This window comes from Aliirhizobium cellulosilyticum, from assembly GCF_014198105.1.
Taxonomy (GTDB): domain Bacteria; phylum Pseudomonadota; class Alphaproteobacteria; order Rhizobiales; family Rhizobiaceae; genus Neorhizobium; species Neorhizobium cellulosilyticum.
Genome location: NZ_JACIGW010000002.1, coordinates 955,512 through 975,524, shown reverse-complemented (window position 1 = coordinate 975,524; position 20,013 = coordinate 955,512). Strand labels below are relative to the sequence as shown.

The window sequence follows — 20,013 nt, the reverse complement described above, 5'->3', positions numbered from 1 at the left end:
CGATTGGTTATGATTTTGAAACGCAAGACCCGCGCAACCGTTTCGACCGGCCTGGCTTTCTGCCTGGCCTTTTCCGGCATTCCAGGCAGCTTTGCACCATCCTTCCTGACTGTTCCAAGCGCTTCTGCAGCCGATAGCGGAGTGATCCGCATTGCGCAGGGCGGTGTTGGGATCAAGCGGCGGCTGACGATCGGGCTGAACAAGGCACTGGTGATCGACCTTCCATCCGATGCCCACGACATTCTCGTGGCCGATCCCTCCATGGCCGATGCCGTCACCCGCACGTCGCGGCGCATCTATCTTTTTGGCAAGACGGTCGGTCAGACGAATATCTTCGTCTTCGGTCCGGGCGGCGAGGAAATTGTCACCCTCGACGTGGAGATCGAGCGCGATATTTCCGGCCTCGAGGCAAACCTCCGCCGTTTCCTGCCGGATTCGAACATCAAGGTCGAAATCGTATCCGACAACATCGTGCTTTCCGGCTCGGTGCGCACGCCGCAGGATTCTGCCAAGGCTGCGCAACTTGCCAACGCTTTCCTGAAGGGTGGCGAGGCGACTACGCGCGAAATCACGGCGACAAGTGGCAACAACGGCGGGGACTCCGCAATCTATGCGGAAGGCCGACAAACCTCGACGGTTGTGAATCTCCTTTCGATTGAAGGTGAGGACCAGGTCACGCTGAAAATCACCGTGGCGGAAATCCGTCGCGAGGTTTTGAAGCAGCTTGGTTTCGACAACACTTTCACGCGTACCACGCCTTCCCGCAACGCCCTTGATGTTCTGACCGTCGAAGCCGGCACGCAGGGCCTGAATGGCACGATTGCCGGGCAGATCGGCAAGCTTGGCATTGAAACGGCCTTGAGCGCCCTGGAGCAGGCCGATGCGATCCGCACGCTTGCAGAACCGACGCTGACGGCGATCTCGGGGCAGGCCGCAACATTCAATTCGGGTGGAGAACGTCTGTATTCCACCACCGGCGTCGATGGCGTTACCACTGTAACCCCTTACCAGTACGGCATCTCGCTCGCATTTACCCCGACGGTTCTGTCGTCCGGCCGTATCAGCCTGCGTATCCAGACACGGGTTTCGGAGCCTGTGCTCACGACGTCTGCAGCCGAATATCGCAAGCGCGATGCGGAGACGACGGTTGAACTTCCGTCCGGCGGCTCGCTCGCCCTGGCTGGTCTGATCCGCGATGACATCTCCCAGAGTATGAAGGGTACCCCGGTCGCCTCGAAGGTTCCGCTTGTCGGCGCACTTTTCCGGGCAAAGACCTATGAGCGCAACGAGACCGAACTGGTCATCATCGCGACGCCTTATCTGGTCCGTCCGGTCAATCGCAACGAACTCTCTCGCCCGGATGACAATTTCCAGCCCGCCAGTGATGCCGAAAGCGTCTTCCTGGGACGGGTCAACAAGATCTATGGCCGCAAGGAGGCGTCTCCGCCGCCTGCGCCTTATCAGGGCAATGTCGGGTTCATCTACAAATGACGAAGCAAGCTCAGCTCCCAAACTTCGGCGGCAGCCGCTCGCAAGAAAGGCATCCATTCATGGATCCAAGAAAGACAACGCGATATTCGACGGGCCGCCTTTCGGTAGCGCTCGTCCTCGGCGCCGCAGCGCTGCTGTCTTCCTGCGCGGGCAAGGACAGCATGACCACCGGGTCCCTGCCGGACGATTACCGCACGCGCCACCCGATCGTGGTCGGCGAAGCGGAAAGAAAGATCGATATCCCGGTCGCCGCTGGTGATACCGGCCTCACGAAAGGCCAGTCGGAAGTTATCGCCGGTTTCATTGCGGAATACCGCCGGTCCTCGTCCGGCATTATCCAGATCATCACGCCGCGCGGATCGGCCAATGAAGGTGCAGTCGCGTCTGCCGCCTCCTCCACCCGCAAGCTGATGGTAAAGATGGGTGTTCCGGCCCAGAATATTCTGCAGGCGCATTTCCCCTCGGAATTCGGAGAGTCCGCTCCCATGCGCCTGACCTATGTGGCGATTGCCGCCAAGACGGAGCAGTGCGGTACCTGGCCGGCCGATATGACGCTGAATATTCAGAGCAACAAGAACTACTATAATTTCGGTTGCGCCAACCAGAATAACCTTGCAGCCCAGATCGCCAATCCGAACGACCTTCTCGGCCCGCGCCGCATGACGCCGCCGGACGGAACGCAGCGCGGTCAGGTGATGGAGCGCTATCGCGAATCGTTCACCGAGCTCAAGGATATGGACGAATGATGAAGCGTAACGGTTGGGCCTGATCCGATGATAAGCACCGTTCAATACGACGTAAATGGACAGCCGTCGCAGGCTCATGATGCCGAAGAACATTCCTCGGCGCTCGATCTCGAATCCGTGCGGCCGTTGCCGCGGATCTCCATTCATGCCTTCTGCGAAAGCGAAGGCGTCCAGCATATGATCGACAAGATGTCGCGTGACCGGCGCATGGCAAAGGTCAACCTGCGTGTGACGAGCGGCGGCACAACGGCGGCCGCCAACATGTATGCGTCTTCGCCGACCCCGAACCTGATCGTGCTGGAGACGGCGGCAGAGCCGCGCAATCTTCTTGCCGAACTTGCCCCCCTGGCAGAGGTCTGCGATCCCTCGACCCGCGTCATCGTCATTGGACGTTACAACGATATCGCGCTTTATCGCGAACTGGTCCGCAACGGCATTTCCGAATATCTGGTGGCGCCCGTTCCGATGGTCGACATGATGGCAGCGATCTCCGCCATCTTCGTGGATCCGGATGCAGAGCCCCTGGGCAAATCGATCGCATTTATTGGCGCAAAGGGTGGGGTCGGCGCCTCGACGATCGCCCACAACTGCGCCTTCGGAATATCGAGCCTGTTCTCGACCGAAACCATTCTAGCCGATCTCGACCTGCCCTTTGGTACGGCCAACATCGATTTCGACCAGGATCCGATGCAGGGAATTTCCGAGGCGGTTTTTGCGCCGGAGCGTCTGGATGAGGTATTTCTGGACCGCCTTCTGACGAAATGTTCGGATCATCTGTCGCTTCTTGCTGCGCCGTCGCTTCTCGATCGGGCTTACGACTTCGAAGGCCGCGCTTTCCAGCCCGTCATCGAAATCCTGCAGCGCAGCGCGCCGATCGCTGTTCTTGATGTACCCCATGCATGGAACGAGTGGACGACGTCGGTTCTTGCCGATGCGGACGAAGTTGTCATCTGCGCCGCGCCGGATCTCGCCAATCTTCGCAACACGAAGAACATTCAGGATGCGCTGAAGCAGTTGAGGCCAAATGACCGCGCACCGCATCTGGTTCTCAACCAGGTGGGAATGCCGAAGCGTCCCGAGATCAGCCCGTCCGATTTCACCGAGGCGCTGGAAATGGAGCCGATCGCCATTCTGCCGTTTGATTCAGCCCTTTTCGGCAATGCTGCCAATAGCGGCCGTATGATCTCGGAAATCGACGCCAAGTCTCCGGTGGCCGAAACCTTCTCGCAGATCGCCCATGTCGTCACGGGGCGCATCGCGGTCAAGAAGGCAAAGAAGGCTGGTCTCGGCAAGTTTCTTGGCATGCTGGGACGAAAGTAAGCCGCATCACGAAAGAGTTAGGTTTTAAGAAGCATGTTTGGAAAACGCGGAAACGACGGGTTTGGAAAGGGAGGCGCTGTCGTATCGCCGCCTGCACCTCAATTTACGCCCGCGCCAGCCGCATCGACGGCGTCGGAAGCCCCGATCAGGCCGCCTGCTTCGGCCGAAAACGCGACGATGCGGCAGCCCGTGGCGCCGCCCCCGCTCGCTCCGGCCGCGCCCGCACGCAAGCGGCCGGCCCGCAACGACCAGTATTACGATACCAAAAGCCAGGTTTTTTCGGCGCTTATCGACACGATCGACCTGTCGCAGCTCGCAAAGCTCGACAACGAGAGCGCGCGCGAGGAAATCCGCGATATCGTCAACGATATCATCACGATCAAGAATTTTGCGATGTCGATCTCCGAGCAGGAAGAGCTGCTTGACGATATCTGCAACGACGTTTTGGGCTACGGCCCGCTGGAGCCGCTGCTCGCCCGCGATGACATCGCCGACATCATGGTCAACGGGGCCGGGCAGACCTTCATCGAAGTTGCCGGCAAGACGATCGAATCGGAAATCCGTTTCCGCGACAACGCTCAGCTTCTGTCCATCTGCCAGCGTATCGTCAGCCAGGTGGGCCGACGCGTTGATGAAAGTTCGCCGATCTGCGACGCGCGTCTGCCTGATGGTTCGCGTGTCAACGTGATCGCTCCACCGCTTTCGCTTGATGGTCCGGCTCTCACCATCCGTAAGTTCAAGAAGGACAAGCTGACACTCGACCAGCTGGTCAAATTCGGAGCGATCACGCCTGAGGGCGCTGTTCTGCTCCAGATCATCGGTCGTGTCCGCTGCAACGTCGTCATTTCCGGTGGTACCGGTTCGGGCAAAACCACCCTTCTGAACTGCCTGACGCGTTATATCGATCTGGATGAACGCGTTATCACCTGCGAGGATACTGCCGAACTGCAACTGCAGCAGCCGCATGTTGTGCGCCTTGAAACCCGCCCGCCAAATATCGAAGGCGAAGGCGAGATCACCATGCGCGATCTGGTCAAGAACTGCCTGCGTATGCGCCCCGAACGTATCATCGTCGGCGAAGTGCGCGGACCGGAAGTCTTCGACCTCTTGCAGGCGATGAACACCGGTCATGACGGTTCCATGGGGACGATCCACTCCAATACGCCGCGCGAATGCCTGAGCCGTATGGAATCGATGATCGCCATGGGCGGTTATACGCTGCCGGCCAAAACTGTACGCGAGATCATCAGCGGATCGGTCGACATCATCATTCAGGCGGCACGTCTTCGCGACGGCTCGCGCCGGATCACCCAGGTCACCGAAGTGATCGGCATGGAAGGCGACGTTATCATCACCCAGGATCTGATGCGTTACGAGATGGATGGCGAGGACGCGAACGGGCGGATTATTGGCCGCCATGTTTCCACCGGCATCGTCAAGCCGCATTTTTGGGACCGTGTTCGCTATTTCGGTGAAGAGCGCCGCCTCACGGCAGCACTCGACGCCATGGAAACCTCCAAGGATTGAGACGGTTGAAAGGCAGTTCGCATGTTCGGGCTTGATTTGACCATGCTGTTGATCGTTCTTCTGGCTGCCGTATCGGCAGCCTTGGTGGCCTATGCGCTATTGTTCTCACGCCTGGAGACCGAGAAGAAGGCCGGTGCCCGATTGACGCGAGTGAAGGCCGCCGAAAGCGATCTGGGCAAGGCCAAGGCCGCGCGTGATCGCGTTCAGGAACTGTCCAAGCGACGCAAATCCCTGCAGGATTCCCTGAAGGATCTTGAAAAGAAGCAGGAAGAGAAAAACAAATACATCGGCGACAATAGCCTGAAATCCCGGCTTTCTCAGACTGGCTTGCCGGTGACGATGGGCCGTTTCTACGCAATGTCCGTTGGTCTCGGTTTCCTTGCTTCCCTCGTTGCGCTGATCGTCGGCATGCCCTTGCTTGCTTCGCTTGGTGCAGGTTTCGTTTTTGCCTTCGGTTTTCCGCGCTGGGTCATAGGTTTCCTTATCAAGCGGCGGCGCAACAAGTTTCTCGAGGAATTCCCCAACGCTCTCGACGTGATGGTTCGCTCGATCAAATCCGGCTTGCCGCTCAACGATGCGATCCGGCTGATTGCGGCCGACGGCAGGGAGCCTGTGAAACGCGAGTTCCAGCGAGTTGTGGAATCGCAGAAGATCGGCCTGAGCGTTCCTGAGGCCTGTGCGCGCATGCTGCAGACCATGCCGTTATCCGAGGTCAGTTTCTTCTCCATCGTCATCGCGATCCAGAGTCAGGCCGGCGGTAACCTCTCCGAGGCGCTCGGCAATCTCGGCAAGGTGCTGCGTGAGCGCAGGAAGATGAAGGCCAAGGTCAGTGCACTTTCGATGGAGGCCAAGGCCTCTGCCGTCATCATCGGTGCATTGCCGTTTATCGTCGCGACGCTCGTCTATCTAACCTCGCCGCAATACATGATGATCCTCTTCACCGATCCGCGCGGGCATATCATCATGCTTGTATCGGGAGTGTGGATGTCGATCGGAATCCTTGTGATGCGCAACATGATCAACTTCGAAATCTGAGGAGCGGACGGTGAAGGATCTTGCTGCAGCTATCACCGAACCAACCATGATCTTCGCAGTTCTGGTGGCGCTTGCCGTTTTCGCAACGCTCTATTCTCTGGCTGCACCGTTCATGGAACGTGGCGATCTGGATAAGCGCATGAAGGCAGTTTCCACTGAACGGGAGCAGATGCGCGCGCGAGAACGGGCTCGTATGAATGCCGATGGCAAGGCAAGTCTGCGAACCCAGAACAATCAGTCGGTCCGCCAAATCGTCGAACGCTTCAACCTGCGCGAAGCACTGGTTGACGAAGGCACCCTCAACAAGCTGCGCGCAGCGGGATTGAGATCACAGAACGCTCTGAACATGTTCCTCGTGGCGCGTTTTCTTCTACCTTTCCTGTTCCTGATCCTCGCTGCAGTCTGGGTATTCGCACTTGGTAACCTGGCCTCCAAACCGATGGGGATCCGGATTCTCGCGGTTGTCGGCTTCGCCTATGTCGGGTTCTACGCACCGAACATCTTCGTTTCCAACAAGGTCGGAAAGCGGCAGAAGTCGATCAAGCGTGCCTGGCCCGACGCGCTTGACCTGATGCTCATATGCGTCGAATCCGGCAACTCGATCGAAGCCGCCATGCGTCGCGCGGCGGAAGAGATCGGCACGTCTTCGCCCGAACTGGCTGAAGAGCTGGCACTGACGACGGCGGAACTCTCTTTCCTCCAGGACCGCAGGACTGCGCTCGAAAATCTCGGGAACCGCACGCAGCTCGATATAGTCCGATCTGTCGTGCAGGCTTTGATCCAGGCCGACCGTTATGGCACACCGGTATCGCAGGCGCTGCGCGTTCTGGCTCAGGAGAGCCGCGACGAACGCATGAACGAGGCGGAAAAGAAGGCTGCAGCGCTTCCGCCCAAACTGACCGTTCCGATGATCCTGTTCTTCCTCCCTGTTCTCGTGGCCGTTATCCTCGGCCCTGCAGGTATCCAGGTCTCCAGCAGGTTCTAATCTCTATCGCGTTCCTTTATGCATAAATCCTTGCCGCCGGAGGATAGCTGATGCTGGATGAAAATATCGACGAGATCGACGGAGCCTGCCACTGCGGAACTGTACGATTTCACGTGCGATTGGCAAATGGCCTACGCAGCGCTCGACGTTGCACCTGCTCTTACTGCAGAATGCGTGGAGCGATCGCAGTTTCGGCAAATCTCGACGATATCCAGATCGTGTCAGGCGAAGCGGCGCTGACGCTCTATCAATTCAACACGAAGACCGCGAAGCACTATTTCTGTTCGGTCTGCGGTATCTATGCACATCATCAGCGACGATCGAACCCGCAGCAGTATGGCGTCAACGTCGCCTGCCTTGAGGGCATCAGCCCGTTCGATTTTCTGTCCGTCACGGTCAACGATGGTGTGTCGCATCCTTCGGATGGCGGCGTTCCCGGCAAGTCCGGCCGCGCCGGAGTGCTGAAATTCATCGCGGAATAACCGCTGTTATTTTTTCGGTCCGCTCGCTTCGACCAGCATCCATAGGACATCGGGATTCTCGAATGCTCGTAATGGTATAAAGCGCCATCCCCCCGGCCGGATTTTCAGGACAAGGTAGCCTCGCCATATCTTCCGTCGGCGGACCATGCTCCAAGGTATATGGCCAGAAGCGCCTGCTGCGTCTGAGATCGATACCCCGGTAGTATCGATCGTGAAGATAGCGCGCTTGTTTTCAGACGGCACCAACATCCATTTGATCGCGTTGCAGAGTGCAAGCGCGATGGGATAGGCTAACCAGCCGATCAACAAGGCTATCCATGTGTCTTGGAGTGTTAAGAATAGGGTTTCGACAGGTTCATCGAAGATCGATGAAATGCCTCTTGATGTATAGTGGTAAATCCCGATAGCCGAAGTTGCAAGAGACATCGAACTGCCGAAGATCAAAGTCGGTTTCCAAAGGTTATGCCATAAAAATTTCATGTTGTCGGAGAGCGCAAGCGTGGCAGAGCCACAGAACGATGTCACATTCGAGGATGTCATGAAATATTCCGACAAGCGAAATTGATCTGTTGAAAAGTAAACTTCGACTGAGCGTTTTATAAGCGCCTCAAGCTTAGGTTGCAATTGTGGTGCGGTGAAGTTTTTCGCGATATTGGATCGCGCATCAAGCTGCCAGATAAACGTGGGCTACTACAGGTTTGTAATGATATTCCTGGTGGTCCTTCAAGCCTCGGATGGGCCTGAATTCCGAGCAACCGTCAAAGGCTATGTCTTAGACCTCAGTTGACCGCAGATTTAGCTGCCTTGTCCTTGTCAGCAAGCTTTGCCCAGGAATTCTGCTGGGAGAGCATCGAGCGCAGATAGGTGACGTTGGTATCCGCCTGTTGCTGCGAAAGTTCCTTGCGGGCAATGGTTTCCGCTTCCGAGAAGCGTCCCTGCAATCCGACCACCAGTGCGAGGTTCTGCCGTACGCGGCTGTCGGCCGCCGGCTGCTGAGCCGCGTTGCGCATATAGGTTTCCGCGGTTTTGAGGTCGCCTGATAGAACATAGGACATGCCGAGATTGGACATGATGCTCGGTTCGTTCGGTTGGGTCTGCAATGCCGAGCGATATTTCTGCCGAGCTTCCTCCGAGCGTCCGAGCTGGTCGAGCACGGCGCCTTCGGCCGACATCAGTCGCCAGTCAGGATGATCCGGTGTCTGGGCTCTGCCAATCGTGCCGAGCGCCTGTTCGAGCTGGCCGGCTGCCGCCTGGGCCTTGCCATAGGCTGCAAGTACTTGCCGGTCACTGGGATTGGCGATTGCTACCTGCTGCATTACGGCAAGCGCCTGGGCGTGTTTGCCCGTCATGCCCAGCACTGTGGCATAACGTAGCCCGATATCGCGGTTTCGTGGGTCTTTGACATAGGCGCCGCCGATAGCCCGCTCGGTTTCGGCCAGTTGCGCAGCATCCATATTGTCTAGCGGCGTTGAAGACGTCTTCGCGATAGAACCGGTGGTAATCGTGTCGCGTTTCGAGGTGTTGCAGCCGCTTACAGCCATTGCCAGGCAGATGAAGATCGCGGCATGAGCCACGGACGAGTGTGAAATGAATGAACGCGTGGAGGATGTCTTTGATGCAGTCATCATGGTCTCGTCGGTCGTTGCCCTGCCGTCTTCCAAGGCAATGAAGAGTGGCGCATTTCCCATCCAGCAATAAACTGTTAACCCTAACGAATTGTTAAGACCAATGATTCCCGAAGGTTATCGAAGCTGCCATGACGCCTTTCCAGCATATCCATCGCTCCTCGTTTTTCGCACCTGCAGGCACCGTCACCAAGTCCGTGACTGCGGTTACGCCAGCCGATCTGGAAGGCGGAACGCTTCCGCCTGATGCCGCTGACTGGGTAAAAGCATCAGGTTTCAAGGCCGACGCGGGCTCTGTTCTCGTCGTCCCCGGTCAAGGAGGATCGATATCCCGGGTGCTTTTTGGTCTCGGCAGCGATCGTGCCGAATCGCCTTTCCTGAGCGGCAGACTTGCAAAGCTCCTTCCCCCCGGCGACTGGTCGATCGATGCGGAAGGTATCGCTGCGGATCACCTGGCTCTCGGCTTTGGTCTCGGCAGCTATTCATTCGCCAAATACAAATCGGAAAAACCAAGGGATGCACGGCTTGTCGTTTCCGGTGATGCCGATGCCATGGATATCGAAAGGCAGCTTGCCGGTGTCCTGCTCGCGCGCGATCTTATCAACACGCCGACCAACGACATGGGCCCGGATAATCTTGAGGCGGCCTTCCGCGCGCTTGGCGAACATTACGGTGCACTCGTCAGCTCGATCGTTGGTGACGATCTCCTGGAGAAGAACTTTCCGCTGATCCATACGGTCGGTCGGGCAAGCGCCGTCGCACCCCGCCTGCTCGAAATGCGCTGGGGCAAGAAGGGCAACCCGCGCATCACGCTCGTCGGCAAGGGTGTCTGCTTCGATACGGGCGGGCTGGATATCAAGACCGCGACCGGCATGGCGCTGATGAAGAAAGACATGGGCGGTGCCGCCAATGTCATGGGGCTGGCTTTGATGATCATGGATGCCGGCCTGCCCGTCGACCTCACGGTTCTGGTTCCGGCGGTCGAAAACTCGATTTCCTCCAATGCTTTCCGTCCGGGCGATATCTACAAGAGCCGCAAGGGCATCACCGTCCAGATCGACAATACAGATGCCGAAGGCCGCTTGGTGCTTGCCGATGCGCTTGCCTATGCCGACGAAACCCCGCCCGATCTCCTGATCGACATGGCAACGCTTACCGGTGCCGCCCGTGTAGCGCTCGGACCGGAACTGGCGCCGTTCTTTACCGATGACGAGGACTTGGCCGGCAAGCTTTTACTGGCGGCGAAAGAGGCTGCTGATCCAGTCTGGCGCATGCCGCTCTGGATGGGCTACGACAAGGACCTGCGCACACGCGCGGCCGACATCACAAATTCGCCCTCTGGCGGCATGGCGGGTTCGATCAATGCGGCGTTGTTCCTCAAGCGTTTCGTCACGGCATCGCCAAGCTGGATCCACTTCGACATTTACGGATGGAATCCGTCCGAAAAACCGCATGCCCCGGTAGGTGGGGAAGCCTTCGCCATCCGGGCGCTCTATCGCGTCATCCGCGACAGGGCGCAAGCCGGGAAGTGAAAAACAGACCGGTAACGGTTTGACGTTACGATCGGCATCCGTTGGAGATATCGGATGCCGATCGAATTGACCGCAACGGAGGCCTTGGGGCTGTGGCACCGCGTTTCGCTGGAAGAGGTGAGGGGCGAAGCGGCGGACCTGACATTGCGACAGATAGCGATCCTGCTGCAGATCTATCTGATCCCGCCGCCGCATACGGTGCGGGGACTTGCCGAAACGCTCGGCGTTACCAAGCCCGTGATCACCCGTGCACTCGACAGGATGGGCGAACTCGGTCTCGTCGATCGCGTCAGGGATGATCGCGATCGACGCAATGTCGTGATAAAACGAACCATTGGCGGCGCGCTTTATCTGGAAAAACTCGGCGACCTGATCATCCGGGAAGCAAGACGTCCCGCCTCATGAAGGACAAGACAATGGAATTGGACAGACGTCTAAATGCCTTTCGGCCGGATCTCGCAGCGGAAGCGTTGAAGGGACAGGTCGAGGCAGCCCGCTTCGTGAAGGGCGAACCCGCATCCGTCACCGGCTCCGTAGCGGCTCTGCGGCCGTTCCCGGATATTGGCCGCGGCATTGATACGGAACTTCTCTTTGGTGAGAGTGTCCGGGTGTTCGATCGTGCAAATGGTTTCGCCTGGGTGCAGGCCGATGCTGACGGGTATGTCGGCTATCTGCCGGAAGAGATGATTGGCTCGTTGGCTAAGCCGACGCACCGGATCACCGCCGCGCGGACCTTCCTCTACCCGGAAGCGGAGCTGCGCAAGCCGCCGATCAAGGCATTTTCAATGGGAAGCCTCATCACCGTCATAGGCGATGCGGAAACGCGCGGCACGCGCTATTTCCTTCTGGCCGGTGGCGGGGCTGTTATCGCAGCCCATTGCCTGCCGGTCGGCGAGGCAATGGCGGACGACTATGTGTCCGTCGCAACGAAGTTCATCGAGACGCCTTACCTCTGGGGTGGACGCTCGGGTTTCGGTATCGATTGTTCCGGCCTGGTCCAGCTGGCTTTGATGATGGTCGGCAAAAGCGCGCCGCGCGATTCCGACATGCAGGCGTCTTTCGGCAATGCGATCACCCGCGATGAGCTTCGTCGAGGCGATCTCGTCTTCTGGAAAGGTCATGTCGGCATCATGGAAGACGAAGAAACCCTGTTGCATGCGAATGGCCATACAATGACCGTTGCGCGCGAGAATTTCGAAGCGGCCGTCAAACGGATCGGCTGGCTTTATGAGCAGCCGACCGGCTACCGTCGTATAGTCTGACGCGGAGAGGCAGCACTTGTATGATCCTGGCTCCGTCATCACGAGAATGTTGGGCTCCTCTTCATGGTATCGGTGACCTCCTGCACCTATTTGTAAGGGGAAGCGCAGACCGAGATATGGAGTTTAGCCACATGCTTAAAGGTGCATGGATATTGCCTGCAACAATGCTGGTCGTGCTCATCCTCGCGGCGGTACCCTCGGTCGTCTTCGCAGCCGAAGGGGATGCGTTCGGTCCCTCGATGAAGACTTATTTCAAGGACCTTCCCGGTGTCGTTCCCGAGGCGTCGCGGGTCGCCAAGGAAGCGCCGGAAGGTTATCGCTGCACGACTGGTGTCGGTTACACGTCCGAGCCGCGCCGGAGATTCCGCGACAGCATTCTGGATGATCTTCCCGTTCAGGTCTATCGTTGCGAAACGCCGAACGGCGTCACCTACACCGGCACGCATATGCCCAACACCCAATGGGTCCCCGGCCTCAATCCGCGCCATCTCCCCGAGTGATTTTGGCCTGCCTATGGTGGGTAGGTTTGCTTTGACAAAGGCTAATGCGGCCAGCCGAAAAGGATTGCTTGAAGTGCAAATGCTGAAAACAGTAAAGGCCCGCAAGCGGGCCAATTACTAAATATAAACAATGGGAATGGTGCCCAGAAGAGGACTCGAACCTCCACACCCTTTCGGGTACCAGCACCTGAAGCTGGCGCGTCTACCAATTCCGCCATCTGGGCGACGGAGAGCGATGTACGGGGGTGGCCCCGTCCTGTCAACCGGCTTTTTGAAGTTTCTGTGTCAGTTGCCAAAAAAGTTTTCGACGATGGTCTCAAACCGGGTTTTCGGCTCCCATTTTGGCGGCCTGCCGATCGAGGTGACCGAGGTCCCTCTCGGGGTCGATCACGTCGCGAACGCGCTGTTTCAGCTCCTTCGGCCCTGGAAAGCCTCCGTCGCGCTTGCGCTCCCATAAAAGAGCACCGTCCAGCCTTATCTCGAACGCGCCGCCGGTGCCGGGAATGAGGCCGACCTCTCCGAGCGAATCACCGAAAGTCTGTAACAGCTCCTGTGCCACCCAGCCGGCCCGCAGCAGCCAGTTGCACTGTGTGCAGTAGAGGATGGTGATATGAGGTTTGCGGTGTGAGACAGCAACCGGCCTTGCGGGATCGCTCGCAGTGGCCTCGTCTAAAGCGAGCTTGACCATCGTCGCCAGGTCGGCATCGGCAAAACCGGCCTTTTCAGCCGTCTCGAAGCTTGCAAGCGCCGCCTTCATCGCCGGAATGGGCACATCGAGATGCAGGGCGTAGTCACGCACCACGCTAATATCCTTGACCACGCCGGACACGGGAAAGCCGACATGGCTTGTCTCGCCCAGCACGACAGGAAGGCGGCCTTTCATTGCGGGGCTTGCAGCCGGGCTCCCTGATAAGACCTCAATCATTTTCTCGCGGGAAAGCCCGGCCCGGCCCCCGAGCTGCAGAGCTTCCTTCAGGCTTTCCCAAAGGCCGCTCAGCATCATGTTGTTGATAAGCTTCGACGCTGCTCCATGGCCTAGCGCGCCAACATGATGAATACGGTCGGAAAGCATCTCCACTACCGGCAGCAAGCGGCGGTAGTCGTCTTCATTACCTCCGATGTAAAAACCAGCCTTTCCGGTGAGCAGTGTTTCAGGCCCGCCCGATATGGGGGCATCCAGCAATCGCCCGCCCTTAAGCTCGATAGCCGATTGGTGGCTGCGAAGCGTGAGCGGGCTCACCGTACTGGTGTCGACGATCAATTTGCCGGACAGGTCAAGGCTTTCGAGCGCTCTTACCATCGCATCCACTGCTGCATCATCCAGAAGGGCAAGGATGATGATGTCGGAAGTTTCGGCAAGGTCTGGAATGCCGCTGGCGGCAAAAGCCGTTTCGGGAAAGTCCTCCGGAACGCCACTTCGACTCCAGCCGGCAACTTCGAACCCGCTGGAAGCGAGCCGGACTGCCATAGCACGCCCCATGCGCCCCAGGCCGATGATGCCGATACGAGGTTGTGTCATGCTATCTCCTCCATTCTATTCCTGCCGCTAGAACCTTCCTAATCGGTCCTTTCGGTAAATGCCATTTCCATGCAGTTCGGCGTGAATTGCCCCGCTACGGAACAAAATCCGGTAACGCGCATTTTATTGGCTGGAATAGGAGGAAACGAAATGGCTTATGATCCCAATCCGAATGACAATCGTCCTGATCTGCGTACGCCGCCGCCGGCAACGCGAAGCAACTCATCCTGGATGGGGTGGGTAGCTGTTCTCGCCGTGATCGTCGTGGGTGCATTCGTCTGGTCGCAAATGGGTAGTGCGCCCACCGATGCGACGACGACGTCCTCGACGACCCAGCCGGCAGCGCCGGCGGCTCCAGCCCCGGCAACGCCAGCCCCGGCAACGCCGGCGCCAGCAACGCCCGCGCCTGCGCCGGCAGCACCGGCTCCTTCGGCACCGGCAAATAACGGCGGCTGATAACCGCTTACAGGCTGCTGATAAGACAAGAAAAAGCCGCCCTCTCATCGAGAGGGCGGCTTTTCTTTTTAATTCAGGTGATCGGCCTGTAGCGGCATCACGCGTGGCTCAGAAGTCTTCCCAGCCGGGTTCCACCGCCAGAGCAGCAGATCCCGCCGTGCGGAAATGGACAGGGGTGCGGATCGGTTTTGCCGTGGAGCGCATGGCTTTCACTGGCGTTGACGGCGCAGAATGTCCGGATGCCTGACCGAATCGGAACTGTTCGAGCAGCGAAAACAGCGCCTGTGATTCATGAGCGAGACTGCGACTTGCGGCAGTCTGTTGTTCTACCATTGCGGCATTCTGTTGTGTGCCCTGGTCAACTTCGTTGATCGCATGGTTGATGTTGCCGAGTGCAAGCGATTGTTCGCGGGAAGCATCAATGATGGCGATAATGTCGGAGTTGATGTGATGCACCTGTCCGCCAATTTCCTGCAATGCAGTACCGGCCTTGCTAACGAGCTCGACGCCGCTTGCTACGTGGTTGCCGGATGTCGTGATCAGTGCCTTGATCTCCTTGGCGGCGCCAGCCGAACGCTGTGCCAACTCGCGCACCTCCTGTGCGACAACTGCAAAACCCTTGCCGGCTTCACCTGCACGAGCGGCCTCCACACCTGCGTTGAGCGCCAGAAGATTGGTCTGGAAGGCGATCTCGTCGATAACGCCGATGATGTTGGAGATTTCGCGGGATGAGTTATCGATCGAATCCATCGCCTTGATCGCCTCGCGGACGATCTCGCCCGAGCGTTCAGCATCGGCTTTGGCACGGTTGACGAGTGCGCCAGACTCTTCTGCACGCTTGCTGGAATCCTTGACCGTCGTGGTAATCTCTTCAAGAGCAGCAGCCGTTTCCTCAACAGAGGCCGCTTGACGTTCCGTTCGTTGCGCCAGATCGTCCGCTGCGACACGGACTTCGTTGGAGCTGGAAGCTATGGCTCGGGCGTTGTCAGCAACCGTTGCCATGGCGTCACGCAGCTTGGCGGATGCGATGTTGAAGTCGACGCGCAGCTTTTCCAGCGAGGCAATAAAAGGCGCATCGATCGTTTGCGAGAGGTCACCATCCGCCATATTGGTGAGACAGGCGGCCAGCCGTTCGACGTTTTCCACTCGTTGGGTCACGTCTGTTGCAAATTTGACAACCTTTATGACGCGCCCTGTATCGTCGAATACGGGGTTGTAGGACGCCTGGATGAAGACATTGCGGCCACCCTGGCCGATACGGGTGAATTCGCCTGCAACGAACTCGCCCGAAAGCAGCCGCTCCCAGAACCGGGCATAGTCCGCCGACGCAGCATAGGTCTCCTCGACAAACATGCGGTGATGCCGACCGACGATCTCGCTGAGGCCATAGCCGAGAGTCGACAGGAAGTTCTCATTGGCGCCTATGATCGTGCCATCTGTGTTGAATTCGATCGTTGCCTGGGCGCGGGATATGGCGTCGATTTTAGCCGCGCTGTCGAGCGCATGCAGTTTTGAATCCGTAATGTCATTGGCGAATTTGATGACCTTGATGACTTTTCCGCTGCTATTCTTGACCGGATTATAGTTGCCTCGGATGAAGACTTCCCTTCCACCTTTGGCGATCCGCTTGAAATCACTCGAGAAGAACTGGCCATTACGTAACGCGCTCCAGAAGGCCGTGTAGTCCTTAGACTTTACGTAATTGGCTTCGACAAAAAGGCTGTGATGTTTGCCGATTATTTCCTGTGGCTGATAGCCCATCAGATCGCAGAAATTCTTGTTGGCCTTGATGATGCGACCTTCAAGATCAAATTCGATGATCGCCATCGATAGATCGAGCGCATCAAGAACTCGGTCTGAACTGGATTGGAAAGAAAACATAGTTGACTATCCTCAACATAGGAGGTTGCGTTACTGCATAAATTGTAATCGATATATAATATTCGGGTTAACTTACTGATAATACAGTAGGTTATTAATGCTACGAGGGGTTTTCTTTCTTTAATTGATTGCACGCAATGGGTGTCTTTTTGATGCAAATTTTAACTATTCATTAACCTTGTTGAGGGAGGCTTCCGGCAATCGTCTCGATTGGCGGTTGGTTGAAATGATCGGCAAGGAGAAAGAGCATGACGCTCCAGACGCTGCCCGGAAAGATCCTGGACAATGCCCACCACACGCTGCTTTTGATGCAGGAGGGCACAGCATTCCACGCTGTTTGTGTCGTGAATGACAGCCGCATCGGCAATGTCCGTTCGAAACTCTGCCTCATCGAAAAGATTGCAAGCCGCAAGCTTGATCACGGTGAAGTAGCATTCGACGGTCGCGTATGGATTACCTCGTCTGATCTCCCGCGCCCCGGCCATTAGGCCTTTCCCGGTGAGATCGTATCATGTTGTGGAATCCAACGGGATTGGACAATCGGGTCGCCCGTTTCAGACATGCCGAGGGCTCGGGAAGTTATTGCCCGGTCATGACGCTTTCGATCACCTTTGCAATATCATGCTCATTATAGGGTTTGCGCAGCAGGCCAGCCCGAGCTGGGGCTCCATCGGGCTTTTGATTCTCGCCGGTCGCAAAAATTACGGCGAGGCTCTGCTTGAGCTCGATCGCCTGTTTTACCAGTTCTCCGCCGCTTGTATCCGGCAGGCCGATATCCGTCAGCAGCAGATCGATCTCGGAACTCGCGAGCTCCTGAAGCGCCTCGTGTCCGTTAGAAGCCTCGATCACTTCGTGACCAAACTCCATAAGTATTTCGGCAGTATTGGATCGGATCAGAAAATCGTCTTCGACAAGCAATATCCTCAGTGCCGGTACTGAACGGTAGGCGCCAGGTTCCGAGACATCGGTTCTTGGAGATGCCGATTGTTCCACTTGCTTCTGGTTGGCGATCACATGGCGGATACGGCGCGCCAGCGCCTCGCGAGTATAGGGTTTCGATAGAAGCTCGACACCAACATCGAGAATGCCGCCATGCACGATCGAGTTTTCCGTGTAACCCGAGGTGAACAGGACAGCGAGATTGGGTAAACGCTCCTTGGCACGGCGCGCCATTTCCCTACTCTTCAGCGGGCCGGGCATGACGACGTCGGTGAAGATTACGTCGATTGGAATACCGCTCTCGACCACGTTGAGGCCTGCCTGAGCATCCTTGGCGGAAAGGACCCGATAACCGAGATCGTTCAGCGTCTCTATAACGGTGGTGCGGACCTCCTCGTCATCCTCGACGACAAGCACTGTTTCGGTTCCGCCGACGACAGGGCCGGCAGGAACGACCACCTCGCGATCCTCGTCGGCAACAGAGCGGGGAAGATAGACCTTGACGGTCGTGCCTTGGCCGACCTCGCTATAGATTTTCACATGGCCGCCTGACTGCTTGACGAAACCATAGACCATGGAAAGGCCAAGCCCGGTTCCCTTGCCTTCCGGCTTGGTCGAGAAGAACGGCTCGAACACCTTTTCCAGAACTTCGGGCGTCATGCCTGAACCGGTATCGGTAACGGCGAGCAGGACATATTGCCCGGCTGCAACTTCCGCATGGGCGCGGGCGTAATCCTGGTCGAGGAAGGCATTGCCGACCTCGATCGTCAGCTTGCCAGATCCCTCCATCGCATCGCGGGCATTGATCGCAAGGTTGAGCAGCGCGTTTTCCACCTGCGTCGGGTCCGCATAGGTGTTCCACAGCCCACCGCTGGCGATGACCTCAACCTCGACTGCCTCGCCCAGCGACCGGCGTAGAAGATCGTCCATGCCTGCAATAAAGCGGCCGATATTGATGACCCGCGGCTCCAGTGCCTGACGTCGGCCGAAGGCGAGCAACTGGCTGGCGAGCTTTGCGCCGCGGTGGACGCCGGCCAGCGCATTTGAAACGCGCCGCTCGGCATTTTCGTTGCCGGCGATGTCCTTGGCGAGAAGCTGCAGATTGCCTGCCACGACCTGAAGCAGGTTGTTGAAGTCATGCGCGACGCCGCCGGTCAGCTGGCCGATCGATTCCATCTTCTGCGCCTGCTGCAGCGCCCGTTCCGCCAGCCGACGCTCGGCGATCTCCGCCTCGACTCGCGCCTCCAGGCCTTCGTTGAGCTGCTTGAGCTGCTCCTCTGCGCGCATGCGGTGGCGAACCTGCCGCTCCAGATTGCTCGCATGTTCCTGCAGGCTGGCTTCGGCTGCACGTTGTTCGGTGATGTCGGTATGGACTCCGACCCATTCCTCGATCTCGCCATCCGCACCGATGATCGGCACACTGCGGATCGAGAAGGTGCGGTAGACGCCATCATGGCGCAGAACCCGGTGCTCCCAGATATAGGTGGACTTGGCGGCAACCGCGGCCTGCCAGCTGGCCACGGATCCGGCACGGTCATCCGGATGCACGGCATTCGACCAGCCATAGCCTTGATATTCCTCCGAGGATTGACCGGTCAGGGACGCCCAGCCGGATTGTTCGCCGAGCATGCGTCCATCAGCCGTGTTCGTCCACAATACGCCATGGATGGCGTTGACGGCAGCCCGGAAGCGGTTGTTGCTGCGGCGAAGCGCGGTTTCCGAGCGCTTGCGGGCCTCGACATCGATGATCAGCACATAGATGCCGTCAACCTCACCCTTCGGCGTGCGGCGCGGCACATAACGCACTTCCGCCGTCCGTCTTTCACCGTCGGGTCGGCGGATCACCGTGTCATTGATGATCGCCTCGCCTGAAAAGGCTTTGTTTATGAACGGGATGCGGGTCTTGTAGTAATCCTGCCCGACAATGTCGGCGACATGTTTGCCGATCACGTCGGCGGCTGGAAGGCCGAACCATTCCCGGTAGCCTTCATTGGCGAAACGATAGGTGCTGTCGCGATCGATGAAGCCGACGAGGATCGGCAGGGCGTTGGTCAGCTGGGAAAGTTCCTCGCGGCTTTCCGCCAGCGCCTTGACCGCCTTCACCCTGTCGGTATTTTCAAGCACCGTGCACAAAACACCGTCGACTTTGCCGCTTTCGGCATAGATCGGCGTGTAGAACAGGTCGAAAATCACGTCTTCGGGAACGCCATGGCGATGCAATGTCATCGCCTGGTCGCGGAAGGATTGCACTTCCCCGCGAAAGCCGGCTTCGAGAATTTTTCTGTTCCAGTCCCAGATCTCCGGCCAGATGCCGGGAACGGTGCTGCCGAGCGCGCGGGGATGATAACTGCCGGCGATTTCGATGTAACCGTCGTTGTAGATCATCACATGGTCATCGCCCCACATAAGCACTTGCGGGATGGGCGAATTGACAATCGAATTGACCTTGATTCGCAGATGCTGCGGCCATTCGGAAATCGGTCCAAGCGAGGTCTGCGACCAGTCGAATGCGCGGACAAGTTCCCCCGCTTCGCCTCCGCCAATCGGCCAATGGGCGGATACGACCTGATAGTTCATGAATTCACCGAAACGTGGGAGTAGGACAAGCGCCGATTATATGGAGCAGCAGACCCGTTTTCCAAGAGGTTTCAAGCGCAATTACATGATGATCGATGGACTGTACGGTCACTGAAAATATCGGTGGCGAGACTTG

At 57.9% G+C, this 20,013-nt stretch carries 18 protein-coding genes, 1 tRNA gene and 1 pseudogene; 12 read left to right on the top strand and 8 right to left on the bottom strand.

Annotation, left to right across the window (positions count from 1 at the left end):
• Positions 1–9: 9 nt before the first annotated feature.
• From GGE33_RS13505 to GGE33_RS13475, 7 genes are read left to right on the top strand one after another with little or no spacing between them, the layout of a single operon-like run.
• Complete coding sequence (locus GGE33_RS13505) at positions 10–1,491, top strand: type II and III secretion system protein family protein (protein WP_183823754.1); 1,482 nt, start codon at positions 10–12, stop codon at positions 1,489–1,491.
• A 59-nt stretch (positions 1,492–1,550) separates the two neighbouring features.
• Positions 1,551–2,237 (top strand): CpaD family pilus assembly protein, encoded by a 687-nt coding sequence (locus GGE33_RS13500; protein ID WP_183823752.1) that lies wholly within the window; start codon positions 1,551–1,553, stop codon positions 2,235–2,237.
• A gap of 27 nt (positions 2,238–2,264) precedes the next feature.
• Entirely contained in the window at positions 2,265–3,557 is a 1,293-nt protein-coding gene (locus GGE33_RS13495; protein WP_210303633.1) for a CpaE/TadZ family protein, read from the top strand.
• A 33-nt stretch (positions 3,558–3,590) separates the two neighbouring features.
• Positions 3,591–5,084: a TadA family conjugal transfer-associated ATPase gene (locus GGE33_RS13490; protein ID WP_148146110.1), complete on the top strand. Its 1,494-nt coding sequence runs from the start codon at positions 3,591–3,593 to the stop codon at positions 5,082–5,084.
• Positions 5,085–5,105: 21 nt separating this feature from the next.
• The gene (locus GGE33_RS13485) at positions 5,106–6,119 is read left to right on the top strand and encodes a type II secretion system F family protein (RefSeq protein WP_183823750.1); all 1,014 of its coding nucleotides are present in this window, start codon (positions 5,106–5,108) and stop codon (positions 6,117–6,119) included.
• 46 nt (positions 6,120–6,165) lie between these two features.
• Positions 6,166–7,104 carry a type II secretion system F family protein gene (locus GGE33_RS13480; RefSeq protein WP_183824144.1) on the top strand — a complete coding sequence of 313 codons (939 nt, stop codon included), beginning with the start codon at positions 6,166–6,168 and terminating at the stop codon, positions 7,102–7,104.
• A gap of 50 nt (positions 7,105–7,154) precedes the next feature.
• Entirely contained in the window at positions 7,155–7,586 is a 432-nt protein-coding gene (locus tag GGE33_RS13475; RefSeq protein WP_394353660.1) for a GFA family protein, read from the top strand.
• Positions 7,587–7,592: 6 nt separating this feature from the next.
• Here GGE33_RS13475 and GGE33_RS13470 read toward each other — a convergent pair whose 3' ends face one another.
• Positions 7,593–8,126 (bottom strand): hypothetical protein, encoded by a 534-nt coding sequence (locus tag GGE33_RS13470; RefSeq protein WP_183823748.1) that lies wholly within the window; start codon positions 8,124–8,126, stop codon positions 7,593–7,595.
• A 239-nt stretch (positions 8,127–8,365) separates the two neighbouring features.
• On the bottom strand, positions 8,366–9,214 hold the full coding sequence (locus tag GGE33_RS13465; RefSeq protein ID WP_394353661.1) for a tetratricopeptide repeat protein: 849 nt from the start codon (positions 9,212–9,214) through the stop codon (positions 8,366–8,368).
• 128 nt (positions 9,215–9,342) lie between these two features.
• Here GGE33_RS13465 and GGE33_RS13460 point away from each other — a divergent pair, with 128 nt between their 5' ends.
• From GGE33_RS13460 to GGE33_RS13445, 4 genes are all read left to right on the top strand, one after another.
• Positions 9,343–10,743: a leucyl aminopeptidase family protein gene (locus GGE33_RS13460; protein ID WP_183823746.1), complete on the top strand. Its 1,401-nt coding sequence runs from the start codon at positions 9,343–9,345 to the stop codon at positions 10,741–10,743.
• A gap of 54 nt (positions 10,744–10,797) precedes the next feature.
• Positions 10,798–11,148: a MarR family transcriptional regulator gene (locus tag GGE33_RS13455; protein ID WP_148146105.1), complete on the top strand. Its 351-nt coding sequence runs from the start codon at positions 10,798–10,800 to the stop codon at positions 11,146–11,148.
• 11 nt (positions 11,149–11,159) lie between these two features.
• The gene (locus GGE33_RS13450) at positions 11,160–12,005 is read left to right on the top strand and encodes a C40 family peptidase (protein WP_183823744.1); all 846 of its coding nucleotides are present in this window, start codon (positions 11,160–11,162) and stop codon (positions 12,003–12,005) included.
• Between the two features lie 131 nt (positions 12,006–12,136).
• The gene (locus GGE33_RS13445; protein ID WP_183823741.1) at positions 12,137–12,505 is read left to right on the top strand and encodes a hypothetical protein; all 369 of its coding nucleotides are present in this window, start codon (positions 12,137–12,139) and stop codon (positions 12,503–12,505) included.
• Between the two features lie 137 nt (positions 12,506–12,642).
• Here GGE33_RS13445 and GGE33_RS13440 read toward each other — a convergent pair.
• The 5 genes and pseudogenes from GGE33_RS13440 to GGE33_RS13420 all read right to left on the bottom strand — a co-directional run bounded on the left by GGE33_RS13440 (position 12,643) and on the right by GGE33_RS13420 (position 16,361).
• Positions 12,643–12,729: transfer RNA gene (locus GGE33_RS13440), tRNA-Leu, on the bottom strand.
• Between the two features lie 92 nt (positions 12,730–12,821).
• Positions 12,822–13,193: an Rdx family protein gene (locus tag GGE33_RS13435; protein WP_183824140.1), complete on the bottom strand. Its 372-nt coding sequence runs from the start codon at positions 13,191–13,193 to the stop codon at positions 12,822–12,824.
• Positions 13,194–14,024, bottom strand: a pseudogene (locus GGE33_RS13430) (NAD(P)-dependent oxidoreductase); the annotation flags it as partial.
• A 155-nt stretch (positions 14,025–14,179) separates the two neighbouring features.
• Positions 14,180–14,509, bottom strand: coding sequence for a hypothetical protein (locus GGE33_RS27985; RefSeq protein ID WP_183684919.1), 330 nt, complete (start codon positions 14,507–14,509; stop codon positions 14,180–14,182).
• Between the two features lie 79 nt (positions 14,510–14,588).
• The gene (locus GGE33_RS13420; protein ID WP_183823739.1) at positions 14,589–16,361 is read right to left on the bottom strand and encodes a methyl-accepting chemotaxis protein; all 1,773 of its coding nucleotides are present in this window, start codon (positions 16,359–16,361) and stop codon (positions 14,589–14,591) included.
• A 248-nt stretch (positions 16,362–16,609) separates the two neighbouring features.
• Between GGE33_RS13420 and GGE33_RS13415 the strand changes: the two genes are divergently transcribed.
• Positions 16,610–16,849: a hypothetical protein gene (locus GGE33_RS13415; protein ID WP_183823737.1), complete on the top strand. Its 240-nt coding sequence runs from the start codon at positions 16,610–16,612 to the stop codon at positions 16,847–16,849.
• A gap of 91 nt (positions 16,850–16,940) precedes the next feature.
• Here the strand turns inward: GGE33_RS13415 and GGE33_RS13410 are convergent, their stop codons facing one another.
• A complete protein-coding gene (locus tag GGE33_RS13410) occupies positions 16,941–19,877 on the bottom strand; it encodes a hybrid sensor histidine kinase/response regulator (protein ID WP_183823735.1) in 2,937 nt (978 codons plus the stop codon).
• Positions 19,878–20,013 lie beyond the last annotated feature (136 nt).